This is a genomic window from Streptomyces sp. BE303, assembly GCF_036290945.1.
Classification (GTDB): domain Bacteria; phylum Actinomycetota; class Actinomycetes; order Streptomycetales; family Streptomycetaceae; genus Kitasatospora.
Genome location: NZ_JAQYWZ010000959.1, coordinates 82,408 through 102,941 on the forward strand (window position 1 = coordinate 82,408; position 20,534 = coordinate 102,941).

The following is a 20,534-nucleotide window of genomic DNA, read 5'->3' on the forward strand; positions in this document are numbered from 1 at the left end:
AAGGGACACCGAGATGACCACTTCGCAGCACACGCACCCGGCCACCGCCCCGGCCTGGGAGGGCTTCCACGGTGAAGCCTGGCGGGACGCGATCGACGTCCGCGACTTCATCCAGCACAACTACACCCCCTACGAGGGCGGCGCCGGCTTCCTGGCCGGCCCCACCGAGCGGACCGCCGGGGTGTGGCGGCGGATCACCGAGCGCTTCCCCGAGGAGCGCGCCAAGGGCGTCCACGACGTGGCGCACGACATCCCGTCCACCATCACCGCACACGCCCCGGGCTGGATCGACCGGGAGAAGGAGCTGATCGTCGGGCTCCAGACCGACGCCCCGCTCAAGCGCGCGATCATGCCCAACGGCGGGTGGCGGATGGTCGCGGGCGCGCTGAGGACCTACGGCTACCCGGTCGACCCGCAGTTGGAGAAGACCTTCACGCAGTACCGCAAGACCCACAACGCCGGGGTCTTCGACGCCTACACCCCCGAGATCCGGGCCGCCCGCAAGGCCGGCATCATCACCGGCCTGCCCGACTCCTACGGACGCGGACGGATCATCGGCGACTACCGCCGGGTCGCCCTCTACGGCGTGGACCGGCTGATCGAGGCCAAGCTCGCCGAGAAGGCGGAGCTGGACGCCGCTCCGAGCGATCCGGCGCGGCTGGAGGAGACGATCCGCGAGCGCGAGGAACTCGCCGAGCAGATCCGGGCCCTGGGCGAACTCAAGGAGATGGCCTCGGCCTACGGGTACGACGTCTCCGGGCCGGCCCGCACCGGCCGTGAGGCCGTCCAGTGGCTGTACTTCGCCTACCTGGCGGCGGTCAAGGAGCAGAACGGCGCGGCCATGTCGCTGGGCCGCACCTCGACCTTCCTGGACGTCTACCTCCAGCGCGACCTGGAGGCCGGTCTCCTGACCGAGCAGCAGGCCCAGGAGCTGGTGGACGACTTCATCATCAAGCTGCGGATCGTCCGCTTCCTGCGGACCCCCGAGTACGACGAGCTGTTCTCCGGCGACCCGACCTGGGTCACCGAGTCGATCGGCGGCATGGGCACGGACAGCCGCACCCTGGTCACCCGGACCTCGTTCCGCTACCTGCAGACCCTGTACAACCTCGGTCCGGCCCCCGAGCCGAACATGACCGTCTTCTGGTCCCCACAACTTCCGCGGGGGTTCAAGGAGTTCTGTGCCCGGGTGTCGATCGACACCTCCTCGGTGCAGTACGAGTCGGACGAGCTGATGCGTCCGCGCTTCGGCGACGACACCGCGATCGCCTGCTGCGTCTCCGCCATGGAGGTCGGCAAGCAGATGCAGTTCTTCGGCGCCCGGGTCAACCTCGCCAAGACGCTGCTCTACGCGATCAACGGCGGCCGGGACGAGAAGTCCGGCGAACAGGTCGGCCCGGCCACAGCCCCGGTCGACGGGGACGTACTCGACCACGACGAGGTGCTGGCCCGCTTCGACGAGCAACTGGACTGGCTCGCCGAGACGTACGTCCACGCGTTGAACGTCATCCACTACATGCACGACCGGTACGCCTACGAGCGGCTCGAAATGGCCCTGCACGACCGCGACGTCAAACGCACCATGGCCTGCGGCATCGCCGGGCTCGCGGTGACCGCCGACTCGCTCGCCGCGATCAAGTACGCGAAGGTGACCCCGGTGCGGGACTCCACCGGGCTGGTCACCGACTACCTGATCGAGGGCGACCACCCCACCTACGGCAACAACGACGACCGCGTCGACACGATCGCGGTCCGGCTCGTCGAGGAGTTCATGGGCAAGGTCCGCAAGCACCCCACCTACCGCGGCGCCGAGCACACCCAGTCCGTGCTGACCATCACCTCCAACGTGGTCTACGGCAAGAAGACCGGCAACACCCCGGACGGGCGCAGGGCCGGCGAACCGTTCTCCCCCGGCGCCAACCCGATGAACGGGCGCGACCGCCACGGCTACGTGGCCAGCGCGCTGTCCGTCGCCAAGCTGCCGTACGAGCACGCCGAGGACGGCATCTCGCTCACCAACACCGTCGCCCCGCAAGCCCTGGGACGCACCGCGGCGGAGCGGATCACCAACCTGGTCGGCGTACTGGACGGCTACGTCGCCTGCCACGGCTTCCACATGAACGTCAACGTCCTCAACCGGGACACCCTCGTGGACGCCATGGCCCACCCGGAGAAGTACCCGCAGCTGACGATCCGGGTCAGCGGCTACGCGGTCAACTTCGTCCGCCTCACCCGCGAACAGCAGCTCGACGTGATCGGCCGCACCTTCCACGACGCGCTGTAGCCACGACCACCCGCAGCGGTGCCGACGCCTCCCCGACCGGGGCGCCGGCACCTCGCCCTGCCGAAGGAGTACACCCCATGGCCGAGTCCACCCCGGCCGGCCGGGCCGCCACCCGGCGCCCGGTGACCGGCACACTGCACTCCTGGGACCTGTCGACGGGCGTCGACGGCCCCGGCACCCGCTTCGTCGCGTTCCTCGCCGGCTGCCCGCTGCGCTGCCTGTACTGCCACAACCCCGACACCCGCCACATGCGCGACGGTCAGCGCTCCTCCGCCGACGAGATCGTCCGGGGAGCCGCCGATTACACCGCCTTCATCCGCGCCTCCGGCGGTGGCGCGACCGTCAGCGGCGGCGAACCGCTCCTCCAACCCGAGCTCACCGGCGAGCTGCTGCACCGCTTCAAGCACGAACTCGGCCTGCACACCGCACTGGACACCTCCGGCTTCCTCGGCTCCCGCGCCACCGACGCGCTGCTCGCCGACACCGACCTCGTCCTCCTCGACATCAAGTCGTGGGACAACGCGCTCTACCGGCACCTGACCGGGCAGGAACTGGCCCCCACCCTGGAGTTCGCCGGCCGTCTGGCCGGCCTCGGCACCGAGGTCTGGGTCCGCTTCGTACTCGTCCCGCACCTGACCGACGCCGCCGAGAACATCGAGGGCGTCGCCGCCTTCACCGCCTCGCTCGGCAACGTCACCCGGGTCGACATCCTGCCCTTCCACAAGCTCGGCGCCGCCAAGTGGCGTGCCCTCGGCCTCGACTTCCCGCTCGCCAACACCCCGGTGCCCACACCCGGTCGGACCGCCGAAGCCCGCGCCGTCTTCGAGGCGCACGGCCTGCACGCCATCTGACGCACCCCGGCCCGGGCACGTCACTCCCGCGCCGTTCGACCTGTCACGGCAGGTGAGCGACACCACCCCGCCGCCTGCACCCGGCTTGCCGGACACACGCCGCCTACGGTCAACCGACGACGGAGAGGCCCGTATTCGGCACTGCCCGATGCCGCCCGGCACCGCTACGGCGCCCGTGCGAGTAGCCCGGCCGCCGGCGGCCGGGCTACTCGCACGGGCGTAAGGACTTTCGGTGGCCCGGGGAAGACCCAAGGAGGGCGGTCGGATCGCAGTCGCCTGCCGGTCGGCGCCAGTGCGGCGCCGACCGGCAGGCGGTTCAGGACAACCCGCTTCCCCAGCCCCCGCTACCGGGCGGCCCGGTAGGCACGGGGGTGCTCCAACCGGGGCTCGGTGTCGTCCTCGGTCCAGTCGAGGGTGTGGTGGACGGCGACGACACCGTCCACCGCGCGGCAGAGCCGTTCCACGATCGGAACGAGACTCCGTCGCGGCAGGCGGCCGGTCAGGGTGACCACACCGTCCTGGACGATGGCCCGGACGTCCTCGGGGGCGAGCCGGAGGGTCTCGCCCAGCACGTCGTGGACGATCTCCTCGGCAACGGCCCTGTCCTGCCGCAGGAAGACCTGCAGCAGATCGCGGCGGCTGACGATTCCGACCAGGCGGCCGGTCTCGTCCACCACGGGCAGACGCTTGACCCGGTGCTTGTCCATGGCCCGCGCCGCTTCGGCCACCGACCAGCCCGGCCGGGCGGTGACGGCCGGGCTGGTCATCAGCCCACCTGCGGTCTCGGCCTCGGCACGGGCGCGGTCCTTCGTGTCCAGCCTGCGGCCCGGGTAACGGCCCTCCTGGTCCGGCAGCACGGCCGCCTTGCGGATCAGGTCCGCCTCGGAGACCATGCCAATCGGCCGACTCTGGTCGTCCACGACCGGGATCGCGGTGATGTCGTTGTGGTGGCACAGTGCCGCGATCTCCTTGAACGGCGTGCCGGGCCGGGCGGTAACGACCTCGCGGGTCATGACATCGCTGACGCTGCGGTGCTGCATCGTCCTCACTCCTCCCTGGATCGGGCCCGTACGGAGGGCCCCGCCCTCACTCTCCGCCCGCGGGGCGCCTCCGCACAGGGCCGGACGGTCCCTGCCGCCAGGGCCGGTTCGACCCGGGACAACCGGCACCCCGGCATGCACGGAACGGCCGCTTCCCCTCGCCCCGCCGGACCTGCCCCACCGTCTGCCCGTGCCGATTCGCGTCGTCGGCCCCACCATGGAAGGAGGGATGACGCCCTCGCTCCGGCCCAGCACGGTGGCGGACCCGGCCGGGAGTGGTTGCCGACCCGAACGAGGCCCGGGCTCGGCCGGCCACCGTCTCCCTCATGACCCACGCCCCTACCCTGGAGGGTCCTGTGAGCGGACCGATCGTGGTGGGTTTCGACGGCTCGCCGGAGAGCGTGGCCGCGACCGGATGGGGCGCCCGCGAGGCGCTGCTCCGCGGACTGCCGCTCGTACTCGTCCAGGCCTGGCCGTGGCCGAACACCGACGTCCTCGGCACCGACGACGCGATCAGTTGGAGCCGGGAGCAATTGGCCGCCAAGGAGGCGGAGCTCCGTGCCGTCCTCGCCTCTGGCGCCGAGATCACCTCGGCGCACGTCCGTGAGGATCCGGCCGAGGCCCTCGAAGCGGCCGGCCGGAACGCCACCATGCTGGTCCTCGGCTCGCGCGGGCTGAGCACCGTCCGCGGCTTCCTGGTCGGTTCGGTGAGCCAGGAGGTGCTGCGCCGGGCGAGCTGCCCGGTCGTCCTGGTACGGGCAGAGGCGGACGAGCAGGCGACCGCGTCGCCGGACGCGGCCGACGACGGCGACGTCGTCCTCGGCCTCGACCTCCGGCACCCCTGCGACGATGTCATCGCCTTCGCCTTCGATGCCGCCGGGCTCCGCTCGGTGCAGCTCCGGATCGTCCACGCCTGGGCGCCGCCGATCAGCAGCGAGTACACGGCGCTCGCCGCCGTAGAGAGCATGTACGGGGAGCTGTCCGCCCTCGAACAGCGGCAGCTCACGGACACGCTCGCCCCCTGGAGGTCGCGCTGTCCCCGGGTGACCGTGAACACGGCATTCGTCCACGACAACGCGGCGGCCGGTGTCGTAGAGGCCGCAGCCGGCGCCGGCCTCCTCGTGGTCGGCCGCCGAATTCGACGTTCGCCAATCGGCGCCCACGTCGGCCCGGTCGCACACGCCGCCATCCACCACGTGCAGTGTCCGGTCGCGGTCGTCTCCTACGGCTGAGACCGGACGCGGAGCCACCGGTCGACGGCCATGCCGACTGTCAGGGGGACCTCGCTGACGAGCGGCGGCACCGACAGGGCCGGGAAAGTGAGGACGCAGCCAGGCCGGCGCATCCTCCTTCTCAGCACGCAGACCGGCCACAACGGACGGCTCGCCGCCGTCTGGTGCCTTGGGCCAACGGCACTCGACTGCTTGTGACCACAGACAGTCCTCGACCGTGATCCGCCCCCACCGGGACGACCCTCGCGGCCTGTTCCTCCGGCTTCCCGACCGATGGGCTGCGCCTCCCGACACGCCGTCGGCGTGATCCGCCCCTCCGCGTGCGCCACCGCCGGCCGAACCCGCCCCGCTGCCGTGTCTGTTCACCCAGCGTGATCAGCGCTGCGGCGGAAGCGCCCTCAGTCGAGGTACTGCATGGCGATGCAGCAATGTGCCCCTCCCGCGCACCTCGCCTGCGCCGTCCACGTCGGACGCGGACACTTCCTCTCGCTCACCCACGCCTTCGACGCCGGCCGACCGGAGGGCGAGGACGGGCGCCCGGTCCGGGCGGCGCGGCAGGACGGCAGCGGGCTGTCCAACGCCGTGCGGCGGCCTCGCGACGGCGACGACGGTCTGGGGCTCGCTCATGGTGGACGCTTCCTTCCGGGCGGGTGCGGAGCGCCGAACCGGGCCCGCAGTTCCAGTGGAGACCCGGTACGTCCCGGTGCACCCGTCCTTGACGCGAGGCCTACGCCCCGGCGCCCGTTCTGGGCTGCCGCCCCGCAGCCCCGCACCGCTCCAGGGCGGCGCACCCCGACACCGCGTCGGCGTACGCCGCCCCGTCGACGTGCTCGACCTGCCGGCTACCCGGATCACACTGTCGCCGCGCAACGGCGCGGAGATGCCATGAGGTCCAGACCAATTGACTGATTGGCTGTCAGGAACGTCAGCAAGAGGTCAGCATCGATCCGATCAGCCCCTGTTACACCCAGCCAGAAATGAGGATTGAAGACCCCCCACATTTGCTCCACCGCCGGCGGCATGACTGCTCCGAATCCCCGGAAGTCAACGTTCCAAGCAGGCAGGCCGGACGATACCGCAGCCCGTCCAACACGCGCCTTGCCATCGTTTCCGCAGGTCAGCGAATCCGCCCGCGCGGCTTGAGCGGGATGTCGGGGAGGGCCGGGGCGTGGAGGCGGGGGCCGTCGTAGCCGTGGACGTCGCCGAAGCGGGTGCCGGTTTCCCAGTCGTTGCGGGCTTGGGTGATTTCTTCGCCGGATCGGCCGATGAAGTTCCACCACATGACGAGTTTCTCCTCGAAGGGGTGGCCGCCGAGGAGGAGGAGGGTGGCGTCGGTGTGGGCGTGGAGGGGGAGGTGGGGGCGGCCGGTGCCGAGGTAGAGCATGGCGCCGGGGTCGAGGCGGAGGCCGTCGACCTCGGTGTGGCCGGACATGGTGAGGACGGCGTACTCGAAGTCGGGTTCGAGGGGGAGGCGGTGGTGGGTGCCCCGGGCGAGGGTGAGGTCGGCGCCGACGAGGGGGGTGTGGGTGGTGCCGGGGGAGGTGGCGGTGTCGAGGGTGCCGAGGATGACGGTGGCGTCGAGGCCGGGGGCGGTGACGTGGGGGAGGTCGGGGTGGTGTTCGAAGGCGGGGGCGGTGTGGCGGTGGGTGTCGGGGAGGGCGACCCAGAGTTGGGCGCCGTGCAGGAGGCGGGCGTGCGGGCGGGGGGATTCCTCGGAGTGGGAGATGGCGCGGCCGGAGGTCATCAGGCCGAGTTCGCGGGGGCGGACGGTGGCCAGGCTGCCGAGGCTGTCGCGGTGCAGGACCTCGCCCTGGTGGAGCCAGCTGACGGTCTGCAGGCCCATGTGCGGGTGCGGCGGCACCTGCATGCCGGGCTCCTCCGCGATGTCGTCCGGCCCGTAGTGGTCGACGAAGCACCACGCACCGACCATCCGGCGCCCGAGGCTGGGCAGCAGCCGGCGCACCACGGTGCTGCCGCCGAGCGCGGTCTCGCGCGGGGCCAGCAGTTCGTGGACCGGGCCGCCGGGGGTGGACTCGTGCCCGCCCCGGACCGCGGGCGCGGGCGCGGGAGCGGACGATGGGGCGGCGGGGTCGCGGACGGGTTCAGCCATGGTGGGCCGTACTCCCTGGGTCGGGGCGCGGGAGGCGCCGGGGGTCGGACGGTGCCGAGGGCTCGGCGCTCGGTCAGTGCCGGGCGGCGGGCACGATGGGGGTGCCGGCGGAGACCGCGCGGGTGACGGGCGTCCGGTCGGCGATGTCGAGCAGCCGGGCACGCTGGGCGTCGTCGAGGTCGCCGACGAGGTCGATGCGCCGGGTGATGCGGACCGCCTTCTCGGGGCCCTTCTCGTAGCCGAGGTGCACGCGGACGGTCTTCAGCGGCCAGTCCTTGCGCTGGGCGTACATCCGCAGGGTGATCGCGGTGCAGGAGCCGAGGGCGGAGAGGAGCAGGCCGACGGGGGTGGTGGCGGTGTCGGCGCCGCCGGCCGACTCCGGTTCGTCGGCGGACAGGCGGTGGCGGCCGGAGCGGATGTCGACCCGGTAGTCGTCGCCGGTGCTGGTGGCCACGGCGGCGGCGGACCGGACGAACTCACCCGCGGTGGCGTCCGGGGTGCCGGCGGCCGGTGCGGCGGTCACAGGCCGAACCGCTCGTGCTGGGCGGACGGCACCAGGTCGGTGTACTCCGGGTGCTTGCCCAGCCAGCCGCGGATGAAGGGGCAGTACGGGAGCACGGCCAGCTCCCGGGCCCGGGCGTCGTCGAGGGCCGCGCGGGCGAGGGCACCGGCGAGGCCACGGCCGCCGAACCGCTCGTCGATCTCCGTGTGGATGAAGGCGATCTCGCCCTCGTAGCGGTGGTACTCGGCGAAGCCGGCGAGTTCGCCGTCGGCGGTGATTTCGTAGCGGGACTTCTCGGGGTTGTCGGCGACACTGGTGGTCGACATCGTTCCTCCTGGGCTCGCTCAGTGGTCGATGCATCTAATTTATCATTCAACTAATAGTGGATCAACACCCTTGGGTAGCGGCAACGGCAACGGCAACGGCCGGCCACCGCGGGGGTCCGGTGGCCGGCCGTCCGCCGGCGCGAGCCGGCGGTTCCGGGAGGCAGATCGGGATCTGCCGTCGTCGGGCGGTCGCCCGGTCAGGTGGGTCGCCCGGTCAGGTGGGTCGCCCGGTCAGGTGGATCGGGTGGGTCGGGTCAGCAGGACCCGGCCGGGCGGTCGCGGACCACCAGGTCGGTACGGCCCGCCGAGCCGTCCAGCCAGACCACCCGGGTGCCCTGGTCGGCGGCCGGCAGGTACTGGCCGCCCCGGTTGCAGGAGACCCGCTGCGGGGTGCCGCCGGTGATCGGGATCTGCCAGATCTTGGACAGCGCGGCGTTGGACCAGCCACCGGCCGGCCGGTCGCCGTCCCGGTACCCGAAGGTGACGGCGCGGTCGGAGGCGGTGATGGTGGGGCGCAGCTTCGCGTACGTCGAGTCGCCGGGGAGCAGCTCCGTCACGCCGGATCCGTCCGGCGCACCGGACCGGATCGAGCTGCGCCCGGTCCGGTCGGCGGGGGTCTCGACCCAGAGCACCCGCCCGCCCGCGAGCACGGTGGAGGAGACCGACGCCCCGCCGGCGGCGGGGTACCGGGCCACGACCTTGCCCTCGGCGACCGAGTACACGGTGGCCGCCGAGGAGCGGGTCTCACCGGTCGTCCAGTCCTCGCTCCAGCCGAGCAGGCCGTCCTTGAGACTGAGTGCGGTCACGTCGTGGTCGTCCGCCACGGGGAGTTCCACGGCGGGGGCCCCGTCGCGGTGGAGCTGGATCCACGTCCGGCCGGACCCGAAGTCGTTCACCCGGAAGGCGACGGTCCCGCCGGAGACCTGGACCTCGGAGATGTACTGGTTGGCGCCGCGGTGGACGCTGCGGAGCTCGCCGCCGTTCAGCGGGCGGGCGAAGACCTCCATCCCCCAACTGCCCTGCGCGTCGGCCCCCATGGAGGCCCAGGCGGCGGAGGTGCCGTCGGTGGCGGGCCAGCCGTGCGAACGGCCGTCGGCCGGGCTGATCCTGGTCGGCGTACCGCCGCCGGTGACGGCGCCGGTGAAGACCGAGAGGGAGCCCTTGCCGCCCTTCTCGGCGGTGGCCGCCACCCAGCGGCCCTTGGCCGCGGCGGGGGCGATGCTCACGGTGGAGGCGTCGCGGAGCAGCACCCGGCTGTCCAGGCCGATCCGCTGCTGCCAGCCGGCCCGGATCCCGTGTGCGTCGAAGGCGTTGGCCACGGTGCGGAGTTGGACCCGGCTGAGGCCGAGGGCCCGGCCGGCGGCGAGCACCGCGTTGCGGCCGTCCACGAAGTCGTCGACCGGGGTGAGGTACTCGGCGAGCGCGCGGTAGACCAGCCGGTCGGCGGTGAGCGGGTCGAGGGTGCGCCGGATGTCCCACAGCGCGCCGGAGAAGATGGTGGAGTTGAGGTGGACGCCGCCGCTGTCGAGGGACGGCGAGACGCCGAGGTAGTCGTCGACGGTGGTCCGGTGGTCGTCCATCCGGCGGTCCGCGCAGTCCTCGGGCGTGCCGGTCAGGCAGAGGCTCTCGCCGAGGAGCGCGGCGCGCGGGTCGTTCATCGCCGTCCCGCGCGTGGTCACCTCGATGGCGTTGCCGAAGTAGTCGGCGAGCGCCTCGTTCATCGCGCCGGACTGGCCGAGGTAGACGAGGTTCGCGGTGTTCCCGATGACGCCGTGGGTCATCTCGTGGCCGGCCACGTCGAGCGCCACGGAGAACGGGTGGCGCTTGTCGCTGGCAGCGCCGTAGAGCATCTTCGAGCCGTCCCAGTAGGCGTTCACCATGGGCTTGCCGCCGGAGGTCAGATTGACGACGGAGGTGATCGCGCCGCCCTTGCCGTCCAGGCCCTCCCGGCCGAGCCGGTCACGGTAGAAGTCGTACACCGCGCCCGCGTTGAGATGGGCGTCGGTGGCGCCGCTGGTGCCGGTGCCGGCCGGGAAGTCCGGCGTCGGGGAGACCGGCGGGAGGACGCCTGCGGGGATGCCTCCGTTGAAGTCGAACTCGTCGCGCGCGGCCGCGTCGTAGGTGGTGAGCGAGGCGGACCGGGTGACGTCGACGAGCTGGTAACTCCCTTCCGGGAGGCGGACGATGTTGACCTTGGCGGAGCGGCCGAGGACGTCCGGGGCGGTGCCGGTGGCGGCCTCGGGGGAGGTCGCCGGGGCGCCGGGCGTGCTCTCCGCCCGGGCGGCGGCGCCGCCCGCCGGGTACGGGGAGCGGGCGTCGTGGGCGAGGGCGATCACGCCGGCGGTGGCGTCCACGTAGACCTCGCGGGCCGGGCGGCCTGCGGCGTCAGGTCCGGCGCCGCGCACCGTGAAGTGCCGTGCCAGGCGGCCGGTGTCGCCGGGCAGGATCACCAGGCCGCGGTCCTCCGCGGTGGCTCCGGCCCGGGCGCCCGGGTCGTCGACCGAGGTGAGGGCCAGCTCGCGCAGCACCGCGTCCGGGACGGTGGCGGCGGTCGGCGCGGACAGGCCGGTGAAGTACTTCCCGCCGACCGACTCGACCCGCTGCCCGGCTCCGTCGCCGGTGAGGTGCACCAGGTACTGCCCGCCGAGCACCGGGACTCCCCCGTACCGCTGCTCGAACCTGACGGTGCGCCGGCCGTCGGAGGCCCGCTCGGTGCCGAGTTCGGCCAGCTGGGCGGGGTCCACGCGGTAGCGGTCCGGGTGGGCGGCGAGGTGGGCCAGTGCCGCGCCGGCCGGGTCGGCGCCGACGGCGGGCTCGGACAGGCCGGTGACGAGCTGGGGCGCGGCGGTGTCCCGACCGGCGACCAGGCCGGGCACGGGGTCGGGTTCGGCGGCCGGTCCGGCGAACGCCGGTGGGACGCCGAGCCCCAGGCCGAGCACGACGGCGGTGCCGACGCCGAGCACCTTGGGCATGCGGGAACGGTGGAGCACTACGGATCCTCCCCTGGACCACGATTCAGTGGAAACGGCCGGCGGGAGACGGGCCCGCACGCCGGCTCACGCCCGGCCGACAGGCTGCCGGGAGGGCGAAACGGGGCGGGCCGGCGCGATGCAGCACCAGGCGCATCGGATCTTCCAACCCCCGACGGCCCGCCGTGCACCGACCATAGGACATCAGGCGTCATATGTCGATGACTGACCTATGGGGGGCCGTTCGGGCCCGCGACGCGGCACGGCCCGGTGCGCGGTCGTGCCGCGCACCGGGCCGTGTTCCACAGGGGGCCGGAGGTTCGGCCGTACCGGCCGGGAGTCCCGGGACCGGCCGGGTACGGCCGGATACCGCCGGGCCGGACCCCGGGTCAGAGTCGGTCAGAGGTACTCAGGAGTGGCGGAGGAGCTCAGGACCGGCCCGCGGCCGGCCACTGGGCGACCGGGCGGAGACCCTCGATCACCGGGGTGACGGTGGTGCCGGCCGGGACGAACGAGTCGAAGTCGATCCGCGGGTCGCCGACGTCGACCGTCACCAGCAGCAGGTACCGGTTCAGCCGGGTGGTCACGTCCGCGCCGAGGAGCTCGACCTTCTCGACGTTGCCGGAGTGGCTGATCGGCCGGCCCGGCAGGGCGGCCAGGTAGGGCGAGACCGCGTCCACGAAAGCCTGTCGCGCCCGGATCTCCTCCTCGATCTGCTCGGGGGTGACCTCGGCCCCGCCCTCCCCGGTCTCGATGCCGGTCGGGGGCGCGTCGATGCGGAACACTGTGATCATCTTCTGGAACTCCGGATCCTCGGGGCGGCCGCCGCGCGGGAGCCGCCCCACCGGCGGCACCCCGATGCGTGGACGGACGGCTGGGACCGGGAGGCGTCGGACCTGCCGCCGCGGCCTGTCCGGCATGCTGACGCACCGTCCCGGATCCGACGGGCGCGGCGCGCCAGGCGGGCGGAGGAGTCGACCCCAAGGAACCACCACGGCCCGTCCCTACGGCCCCGGCCCCGGCCCCGGCCCCCGGACGTCCGGAGCACGGGGAACCGGGAGCAGCCGGACGAAAGCCACCGGCGTGTTACCCCGAACCCCTGCCCTGCTGCCGGCAGGCCCGGACCGAAGCCGGGACCAGGAGCGGCAGCGCGACCGGGCACGTCGCAAGGCGGGACGGGACACGAACAGGGACAAGGGCGGGGACGGGGACGGGGACGAGGATCAGCGCTCGGCGAGGGCCTCGCGCAGGGTGGCCGCGGCGAGCGAGATCGCCGCCTCGGCGGCCCGCGTCCCGCGCAGCGCGTCAAGCATCACGAAGTCGTGGATGATGCCCTGGAAGCGGACGGCGGTCACCGGCACGCCCGCCGCGCGCAGCTTGTTGGCGTAGGCCTCGCCCTCGTCGCGCAGGACGTCCGCCTCGCCGGTGACGACCAGGGCCGGCGGCAGGTCCGCGAGCTGTTCGAGGGTGGCGCGCAGCGGCGAGGCGGTGATCTCGGCGCGCTGGGCCTCGTCGGTCGTGTACTGGTCCCAGAACCACTGCATGCCGTCGCGCCGCAGGAAGTAGCCCTCGGCGAACCGGTGGTAGGAGGCGGTGTCGAAGGCCGCGTCGGTGACCGGGTAGAAGAGCACCTGGTGGACCAGCGGCAGCCCGCCGCGCTCCTTGGCGAGCAGGGTGAGGGCGGCGCTCATGTTGCCGCCGACCGAGTCGCCGGCGACGGCGATCCGGGTGGCGTCCAGGCCCTTGGCCGCGCCCTCGGTGACGACCCAGCGGGCGACGGTCCAGCTCTGTTCGAGGGCGACGGGGTAACGGTGCTCCGGGGCCCGGTCGTACTCCGGGAAGACCACCGCCGCGCCGGTGCCGACGGCCAGTTCGCGGACCAGCCGGTCGTGGGTGTGGGCGTTGCCGAAGACCCAGCCGGCGCCATGGATGTAGAGGACGACGGGCAGTGCGCCCACCGCACCGGCCGGGCGGACGATCCGCGCCCGGACCTCGCCGGTCGGGCCGCCCGGTACGGTCACCCACTCGTCGTCCACGTCCGGGCGGGCGCTCCCGCCGGACTGGACCTCGTCGACGGCGGCCCGGCCCTCCTCGGGCGGCAGCTGGAAGAGGAACGGGGGCTTGGCGGTGTCCGCGGCGAACGCCGCGGCGGCGGGCTCCAGGACGGGGGTGGCGGGGGCGGAATCGGTCATGGTGCGGCCTCTTCGGTACGGGGGGATCGGTGCGCCGACCTCGGCGGGAGGCGGCACGACCGACCGTAGGCCAGGGGTCCCCGACCGGCTTCGCCCGGCGCGCACGGCGCTTGACGGTCCGTGCACACCGGCCCCGAACGGAGTCAGGAGCCGTGCCCCTCCCCCGGAGCAGCGGTTCGCCGTCGGCCTCGCCCGACGGAGCCGTCGCTCCCCCCGCGCCGCGGCCCGGCGTGCGTCACGGGGTGCGTCGCGGGGTGCGGCCCGGCGTGCGTCACGGGGTGCGTCGCGCCGGCGGTGACGCCGCCGTTCTCCCGGTCGCACGAACGGGTGAGCTTCGTTGACACGGAGTCGAAACGGGTTCTCGGAGCACCTCAGGAATGCATGCTTCAGACGCCGTCGCCCGTACAGGGGCCCGGCCGGCGCGCGGGTCGCGCCGCAGGATGCGACGAGGGATCGGCACTGATGGCAACAGGCACTGTGAAGTGGTTCAACGGCGAGAAGGGCTTCGGTTTCATCGCGCAGGACGACGGCGGCCCGGACGTGTTCGTCCACTTCTCCGCGATCCAGACCACGGGCTTCAAGGAGCTGGCCGAGGGGGCCCGGGTCGAATACGACGTCACCCAGGGGCCCAAGGGGCCGCAGGCGGAGCAGGTCGTGCCGATCGCCTGACGGGTCGCTCGGCACCCGGCCCCGAACGGCCGGTCGGCGGCACCACCCGTCCGGGAGCTCCCCGGACGCCCGCGCGGCCCTCACGCGATCCCGGTCCCGGCGACGAGGCGGGGGGATCGGCGTGGGGGCCGCCGTGGCGCGGGCGGCACACCTCGCCCCGCAATTCCGGCCGGCCCGGCCCCGGCACCCGGGTCCAGCAGGGCCCGGCCGCGGCGAACGGCCGGCCGACGTGTGAACCGCCCCCGCTGGCCCGGGCGGCCCGGCTCCGAAGCTGACGGGCCGTCGGCGTAGGATCCGACGGTCCGATGATCATCGAAGTCCACGGAGGCGCCGGCCCATGGCGGAACAGCGCGTTGTCATCGTCACCGGCGGCGGGACCGGGATCGGCGCGGCCACCGCCCGGCTGCTGCGCGACGAGGGCCACCAGGTGGTCGTCTCCGGCCGGCGCGGCGAGCCGCTGGAGCGCGTCGCCCGGGAGACCGGCGCGCTCGCCCACGTGTCCGACACCACCGACCCGGACGGCGTCCGGGAGCTCGTGGCGGCGGCCGTCGCCGCCTTCGGACGGCTCGACGGGCTGGTGCTCAACGCCGGAGTGGGCCGGCCCGGCTCGGTCGGCGACGTGACGCCGGAGGACTGGGAGCTGGTCATGCGGACCAACGTGACCGGCCCGTTCCTCCTCCTCCGGGCGGCGCTGCCGCACCTGCTGGACTCGCGCGGGGCGGTGGTGGCGGTCGCCTCGGTCTCCGCCCTGCGCAACGGCGCCGCCAACGCCGCCTACGCGACCTCGAAGGCCGCGCTGTTGCAGCTCTGCGGCTCGCTGGCCGTCGACTACGGCCGGCTCGGGCTGCGGGCCAACACCGTCTGCCCCAGCTGGGTCCGCACCGAGATGGCCGACCGCCCGATGGCACGCCTCGCGGAGCGGGCGGGACTGGCGGGCGGCGTCGACGAGGCCTACGAGGTGGCGACCCGGCTGAGCCCGGCGGGCCGGCCCGGCGAACCGGAGGAGGTCGCCGCGGCCGTCGGCTGGCTGCTGTCACCGGCCGCGAGCTACGTGAACGGCGCGGTGCTCACGGTCGACGGCGGGGTCACCGCCCTCGACCCGGGCACCACCGCCTTCGACTTCCGGGTCGAGCCGCGCCGGGACGCCTGACCCCGCCCGGGGCCGGCCGGGCCCTCCCGGCCCGGGCCACCTCCGCCGTCGCCGGGAGCGGCTCACCAGGGGGCGGCGCGGCGGGGAGCGGCTCACCAGGGGGCGGCTCGGCGGGGAGTGGCTCGGCGGCCGGGTCCACGACCTCACCCGGACGGTTCGCGCCGCAGGTCTCGCTGCGGGTTCCACCTCGGGATCCGCCGCAGCCTTCCTCGTGGGCCGCCGGTCCGGCCGCCGGTCCGGCCGCCGCTGCGCAGCCCCGGTGCCAGCAGCAGGGTCACGGCCAGCGACAGGGCCGCGGTCGCCGCCATGCCGGTGGCCGGGGAGGTCGACTCGGCCAGGGCTCCGGCGACGGCCGCCCCCACCCCCTGCATGGCGAGCATGCCCGAGGTGTGCAGCCCGAGTGCCTGCCCGGCGAGCCGCCCGGGGGTCAGCTCCATCAGCCGGTCCTGGAGCAGCAGGCCCGTCGCGTACCCGAACGTGGCGACCGTGACCAGCGCCACCGCGACCGGCAGGCCCGGTTCCAGGAGGAAGAACAGGTAGGGGGCGGCGAGCAGGACGCAGAGCGGCACGACCCAGCCCTCCCGCCGGCGGGCCGGCAGGAAGCGTCCGACGACCGCGTCCCCGGCCAGCATCCCGAGCGCGCCGCACGCGAAGAGCAGGCCGGACCCGTGCGGGCTGTACGGCACGTAGAGGGCCTCCGCCCCGACGATCAGACCGTTCGGCACCCAGAGCGCGAGGTACACGTACCGGCGCGGCACCGAGGACCAGAGGAGCACGTCGGTCCGCCAGGTCTCGGCCACCGACGGCCGTCCGGACGCCCGGGCCGGCCGCCGCCCCAGCCCGAACCGCGCCACCCCCGCGGACAGCAGATGGAGGGCGGCTGCCACGAGCAGGGTGCCGCGTGGGGAGAGGACCGTCACCAGGACGCCCCCGGCCGCGAATCCGCAGATCTGGAGGACGCCGGCCGACATGCCGAGGACGGACCTCCCGAGCAGGCGGCCGTCGCGCGCCAGGATGTCGTCGAGCAGCCCGTACCGCGCACCGCCGCCGACCGCGCCGGCCACGCCGAGCGCCAGCAGGACCGGGAACAGCGCCCAGAGCGGCATCCCGGGGACGGCCAGCGCGGCCGTGCCCGCACCCAGGAGGAGCGCCACCCCGGTCAGCGCGGCGCGCGGCGGCAGCCGGTCCGCCGCCGAGAGCACGGTGACCGCGCCGACCAGTTGCCCGAGGGCCGGACCGAACATGGCCAGCGAGGAGAGGAACGGGGAGCCCGTCCGCCGGAACACCAGCAGGCCCAGTGCCGGACCGCCCAGCGTCTGGGCCGCGGTCTGCCCGGCCGAGGCCAGCAGGAGCGGGGTGAACTCCCCCGCCCGGAAGAGCTCTCGGTAGGTACGCATGCCGGGGAGTCTCGTCGGCCCGGCGTGCGGGGCGTTAGGTTTTCGCAGGGAGGCGAAAACGCATGGGGTGGTGGCAGGTCGACGCGGACACGCTGGCGCAGAGCCGGTTCGTCGTCTCACCGCTCGCCGAGACCGTCGCCGCCCTCAAGACCCTGCGACACGGCACCGCCGCGCACCCCGGCGAGCGCCGGTGGCTGGACGCCCACCTGCCCCGGTACCGGGAACGCTCGGCCGCCGACCCGGTCACCGCCGCTCTGGTCGGCGCGGCCCTCGGCCCCCGGCGGAACGCCACCTTCCTCACCCCGACGCCCGCCGCCGAGGGCGAGAGCGGGGGCGGGGGCGGGGGCGGGGGCGGGGCGACCTTCGCACGGGAGCTGGAGCCGGTCCGGGCCACCCCGCCCGGCGTCGTCCGGGCCGACCTCGCCGAGGCCCTGGGCGGTCCGGTGCCGGAGCTGCTGCGCCGCGACGACCTGGCGGAGCGCGCCGCCGACCTGCTGGCGTGGGTGTGGACGGAGACGGTCCGGCCGTCCTGGCCGCACCGCAGGCGGATCATCGAGGCCGACGCCCTCGCCCGGACCGCCCGACACGGCACCCACGGGTGGGCCGCCGCCCTGGACGGGATGCGCCCCGGCCTGCGCTGGCTCGGCGGGAGCCGCCTGCAGGTCACCCCGTCCGACAGCCCTCCGCTGGAACTCGCCGGTGCGCAGCTGCTGTTCGTCCCCGTCACCCCGAGCCGGAGCTGGGTCTGCTGGGACGCCCCGCCGGTCGACGGCCGGCGGGCCCGTCCGGGCCGGCGGTACGCGGTCGTCTACCCCTGCGCGGGCGTCCTCGCCGAGGGGGGGCGGCGCCCGGTGCCGCAGGCGCTGGCCGCACTCCTCGGCCCGGCCCGGGCCGGGCTCCTCACCCAGCTCGACGTACCCAGGACCACCTCCCAGCTGGTGGCGCTCACCGGGCTCCCGCTGGGCTCGGTGGGCCGCCACCTCCGGATCCTGCGCGAGGCCGGCCTCGCGCACCGACGCCGGGTCGGGCGCTCGGTGCCGTACGTCCTCACCGCGGCGGGCCGGGTCCTGCTGGACGCCTGCCCGGCCGGGACGGAACCGTCCTGACGGGACCCGGGCCCCGGCCGGACCCGCCCGGGGCGACGGACCGGTCGGCTCAGGACTCCTCGGCGGCGCGCCGCGCCTGCTTCACCCGCGCGGCCAGTTCGTCCGCCGGGATCCGGCGGACCTGGACGTGGTGGCGCTCGGCGAGCCGGTCGACCGGCTCCGGCGAGGTCTCGACCACGTCGAGGACCAGCAGGCTGTGGCCGTTCTCCACCTGCTCGCTGAGGACGATCAGTCCGGCACCGCCGTCGGTGTCCCGCCGGTTCTCGGCGGCGCTGCCGAGCGCCGTTCCGGCCGCCCAGCCCAGCAGCCCGCCGATCGGTCCGGCCAGCAGGCCGGCCAGGCCGCCGACCACACCCGCACCGACGGTCGACGCGCCCGCGCCGCGGACCTGGCTGACGGGGAAGTCGAGGGTGCCGTCCGCCAGCCGCTCCACGATCGCGGACTGGCGCAGGCCCGGCAGGTGCTCGGCGTCCTCGAAGGCGGCCCGGCAGGACTCCCGGTCGGTGAAGTCGAGCAGCAGGACGTGGTGGTTCTCGCTCATGGCCTCGACGGCTCCTCTCACGGCGGGGTGGGGCCAGTCCAGCTTGGTCCAGCCCCGGGCGGCCCGCCCTGCGGTGGTCCACCGTCCGGGGCCGCCCGCGCTCAGTCCGCCGCGTAGGCGCGGCGGACGTTGCCCTTGCTGTCCGCCAACAGGTAACCGCCGTTGCTGTACGCGTCGGAGAGGTAGACCCGGATGCTCGCCACACCGTCGCTCGACCAGGCGTCGATGATCAGGTAGCGGCTGGTCGGGTTCTTGACGTTGAGCGACTCGTCGGCCTTCTTCAGCAGCGCCGGAATGACGTCCCAGTCGTACTGGGCGAGGTCGACCGGCTTGTCCTTGCCCATCGATCCGCCGACCCGCCGGGTCGTCGCGCCGTCGCGGTAGTCGATCCAGTCGTAGCCGCGGCCGTCGGCGGTCGGCACCTGGGCGCTGGCGTAGTTGGGGTAGACGGTGAGCTGCTTGACCTTGGTGCTGCCGGACTGGGCCGTCACCGCGGCGACCACCGTACGGACGCCGTCGGGGGTCATCAGGTCCTTGGGGGCCGGGGTGTTCTTGGCCGTCTGCTTCGTGGTCGGCGCGGCGGGGGTGGTCGCCGCGGGCGGCGGGTCCACCGGGGCGGCCGAGCCCGTCGACGTCGGGGACGCGCCCGGGAGGCCGGAGGTGCTCGGGGCGGTGTTCGGACCGGCGACGGTGCCGCCCTCCGGCCGGAGCCACCAGACGAGTATTCCGGCCAGCGCGACGCCCGCCACCGCGACGGTCACCGCGGCGCCGGTGCGGCGGCGGGCGGGGCGCTCCGGTGCGGTCGTCGAGCGGTCGCCCCGGCCGGCCCGGGTGGTACCGCCGAGGTAGTGGGTGGACGTCGGGCCGTGGTGGCTGCCGGTGGTGGCGGAGTCCCTCCGGTGGGGCCCGCCGGTACCGAAGCCGTCGGTACCGGAGCCGTTGGTGCCGAAGCCGCCGGTGCCGGAGCCGTTGGTGCCGAAGCCGCCGGTGCCGGAGCCGTCGACCCCGAACCCGTTGACGGCGAATCCGGTGGCATCCGTCCCCGCGACCGCGGGACCGGTGGGGACGGGCCCGCCCGCCGAGGGGTGCGGGGTGTCCATGTGGGTGGGCGCCCAGCCGGCCGTGGGAGCGGACAGCACCGGTCCCGGACCGTGCCCGACCCCCAGGCCGGCCCCCTGTTCGGCGGCGGCGAAGGCCCGGTCGAGCTGGTCGGCGTCGGGCCGGAGTCCGGGGTCGCGGGCCAGCAGTCCGGCCAGGACCGGGCCGAGCGCGCCGGAGCGGGTGGCCGGGGGCAGCGGTTCGTCGAGGACGGCCGCGAGGGTGGCGAGCGTGGTGGCGCGCCGCAGCGGGTGGTGCCCCTCGACGGCGACGTAGAGCATCATGCCGAGCGACCAGAGGTCGGAGGAGGGGTTGCCCTCCTCGCCGCGGATGCGTTCGGGGGCGATGTACTCGGGTGAGCCGATGAGCGCGCCGGTGGCGGTGAGGGCGGTGGAGTCCTGCACCGCGGCGATGCCGAAGTCGGTGAGCACGGGGGTGCCGTCCGGGCGGAGCAGGACGTTGCCGGGTTTGACGTCGCGGTGCTGGATGCCGGCGGCGTGGGCGGCGCGGAGTGCGGCGAGGACGCCCCGGCCGATGCGGGCCGCCTCGGGGACGCTGAGCGGACCCCTGCTGATCCGGTCGGCGAGGCTGCCGCCGCTGACCAGTTCCATGACCAGCCAGGGGTGGGGGTGGCCCGGGGTGTCCACGATGTGGTGGATCACGGCGACGTTGGGGTGCTGGAGGCGGGCGAGCGCGCGGGCCTCGCGCAGGACGCGTTCGCGCAGCTCAAGGGCGCCGACCGGGTCCGCGGCAGCCATCGCCGGGTCGGGCGGCCGGACTTCCTTGAGTGCGACCTCGCGGTGCAGCATGGTGTCGCGGGCCCGCCAGACCAGGCCCATGCCCCCGCCACCGAGGCGTTCCAGCAGTTCGAAGCGGTCGTCGATGAGCCGTGTCTCCGGCCCCCCAGTGTTCATGGCGCACATGGTAGGGGCCCACGGCCCGACCGTGCCCACCACCCGGTCCCACCTGCTGTCCGACCTGCTTACGACCGGCCGTCCGCCCCGCTGACGCACCGGCCCACCGACCGGCCGGCTCCCGGCCCGGGGCACCGCGGGAGCGGCGGCGGT

Annotated in this window: 16 protein-coding genes; 6 read left to right on the plus strand and 10 right to left on the minus strand. The window is 74.3% G+C overall.

Annotation, left to right across the window (positions count from 1 at the left end):
• Positions 1 to 13: 13 nt before the first annotated feature.
• Entirely contained in the window at positions 14 to 2,284 is a 2,271-nt protein-coding gene (gene pflB / locus PUR56_RS41000; protein WP_329952710.1) for a formate C-acetyltransferase, read from the plus strand.
• A 77-nt stretch (positions 2,285 to 2,361) separates the two neighbouring features.
• Positions 2,362 to 3,135 (plus strand): pyruvate formate-lyase-activating protein, encoded by a 774-nt coding sequence (gene pflA / locus PUR56_RS41005; protein WP_329952711.1) that lies wholly within the window; start codon positions 2,362 to 2,364, stop codon positions 3,133 to 3,135.
• Positions 3,136 to 3,479: 344 nt separating this feature from the next.
• Here pflA and PUR56_RS41010 read toward each other — a convergent pair whose 3' ends face one another.
• A complete protein-coding gene (locus PUR56_RS41010) occupies positions 3,480 to 4,175 on the minus strand; it encodes a CBS domain-containing protein (protein ID WP_329952712.1) in 696 nt (231 codons plus the stop codon).
• A gap of 326 nt (positions 4,176 to 4,501) precedes the next feature.
• On the opposite strand from PUR56_RS41010, the gene PUR56_RS41015 reads away from it, so the two are divergent.
• On the plus strand, positions 4,502 to 5,407 hold the full coding sequence (locus PUR56_RS41015; protein WP_329952713.1) for a universal stress protein: 906 nt from the start codon (positions 4,502 to 4,504) through the stop codon (positions 5,405 to 5,407).
• Positions 5,408 to 6,524: 1,117 nt separating this feature from the next.
• Here the strand turns inward: PUR56_RS41015 and PUR56_RS41020 are convergent.
• From PUR56_RS41020 to PUR56_RS41045, 6 genes are all read right to left on the minus strand, one after another.
• The gene (locus tag PUR56_RS41020) at positions 6,525 to 7,517 is read right to left on the minus strand and encodes a pirin family protein (RefSeq protein WP_329952714.1); all 993 of its coding nucleotides are present in this window, start codon (positions 7,515 to 7,517) and stop codon (positions 6,525 to 6,527) included.
• 73 nt (positions 7,518 to 7,590) lie between these two features.
• Complete coding sequence (locus PUR56_RS41025; protein WP_329880996.1) at positions 7,591 to 8,040, minus strand: OsmC family protein; 450 nt, start codon at positions 8,038 to 8,040, stop codon at positions 7,591 to 7,593.
• Entirely contained in the window at positions 8,037 to 8,345 is a 309-nt protein-coding gene (locus PUR56_RS41030) for a GNAT family N-acetyltransferase (protein WP_329880997.1), read from the minus strand. The genes PUR56_RS41025 and PUR56_RS41030 overlap by 4 nt, the downstream gene beginning before the upstream one ends.
• A gap of 254 nt (positions 8,346 to 8,599) precedes the next feature.
• Positions 8,600 to 11,317, minus strand: coding sequence for a M4 family metallopeptidase (locus PUR56_RS41035; protein ID WP_329952715.1), 2,718 nt, complete (start codon positions 11,315 to 11,317; stop codon positions 8,600 to 8,602).
• A 425-nt stretch (positions 11,318 to 11,742) separates the two neighbouring features.
• Positions 11,743 to 12,108, minus strand: a complete 366-nt coding sequence (locus tag PUR56_RS41040; RefSeq protein WP_329952716.1) for a hypothetical protein — start codon at positions 12,106 to 12,108, stop codon at positions 11,743 to 11,745.
• A gap of 429 nt (positions 12,109 to 12,537) precedes the next feature.
• Complete coding sequence (locus PUR56_RS41045) at positions 12,538 to 13,506, minus strand: alpha/beta hydrolase (RefSeq protein WP_329952717.1); 969 nt, start codon at positions 13,504 to 13,506, stop codon at positions 12,538 to 12,540.
• Positions 13,507 to 13,968: 462 nt separating this feature from the next.
• Between PUR56_RS41045 and PUR56_RS41050 the strand changes: the two genes are divergently transcribed.
• Both PUR56_RS41050 and PUR56_RS41055 read left to right on the plus strand, forming a co-directional pair.
• Positions 13,969 to 14,175 (plus strand): cold-shock protein, encoded by a 207-nt coding sequence (locus tag PUR56_RS41050; protein ID WP_329952718.1) that lies wholly within the window; start codon positions 13,969 to 13,971, stop codon positions 14,173 to 14,175.
• A gap of 337 nt (positions 14,176 to 14,512) precedes the next feature.
• Positions 14,513 to 15,325 (plus strand): SDR family NAD(P)-dependent oxidoreductase, encoded by an 813-nt coding sequence (locus tag PUR56_RS41055; RefSeq protein WP_329952719.1) that lies wholly within the window; start codon positions 14,513 to 14,515, stop codon positions 15,323 to 15,325.
• Between the two features lie 143 nt (positions 15,326 to 15,468).
• Here PUR56_RS41055 and PUR56_RS41060 read toward each other — a convergent pair whose 3' ends face one another.
• On the minus strand, positions 15,469 to 16,722 hold the full coding sequence (locus PUR56_RS41060; protein WP_329952720.1) for an MFS transporter: 1,254 nt from the start codon (positions 16,720 to 16,722) through the stop codon (positions 15,469 to 15,471).
• Positions 16,723 to 16,784: 62 nt separating this feature from the next.
• Here PUR56_RS41060 and PUR56_RS41065 point away from each other — a divergent pair, with 62 nt between their 5' ends.
• The gene (locus tag PUR56_RS41065) at positions 16,785 to 17,828 is read left to right on the plus strand and encodes an ArsR/SmtB family transcription factor (RefSeq protein WP_329952721.1); all 1,044 of its coding nucleotides are present in this window, start codon (positions 16,785 to 16,787) and stop codon (positions 17,826 to 17,828) included.
• Between the two features lie 49 nt (positions 17,829 to 17,877).
• Here PUR56_RS41065 and PUR56_RS41070 read toward each other — a convergent pair whose 3' ends face one another.
• Positions 17,878 to 18,369, minus strand: a complete 492-nt coding sequence (locus tag PUR56_RS41070) for a histidine kinase (RefSeq protein ID WP_329952722.1) — start codon at positions 18,367 to 18,369, stop codon at positions 17,878 to 17,880.
• A 101-nt stretch (positions 18,370 to 18,470) separates the two neighbouring features.
• A complete protein-coding gene (locus tag PUR56_RS41075; protein ID WP_329952723.1) occupies positions 18,471 to 20,381 on the minus strand; it encodes a protein kinase domain-containing protein in 1,911 nt (636 codons plus the stop codon).
• Positions 20,382 to 20,534 lie beyond the last annotated feature (153 nt).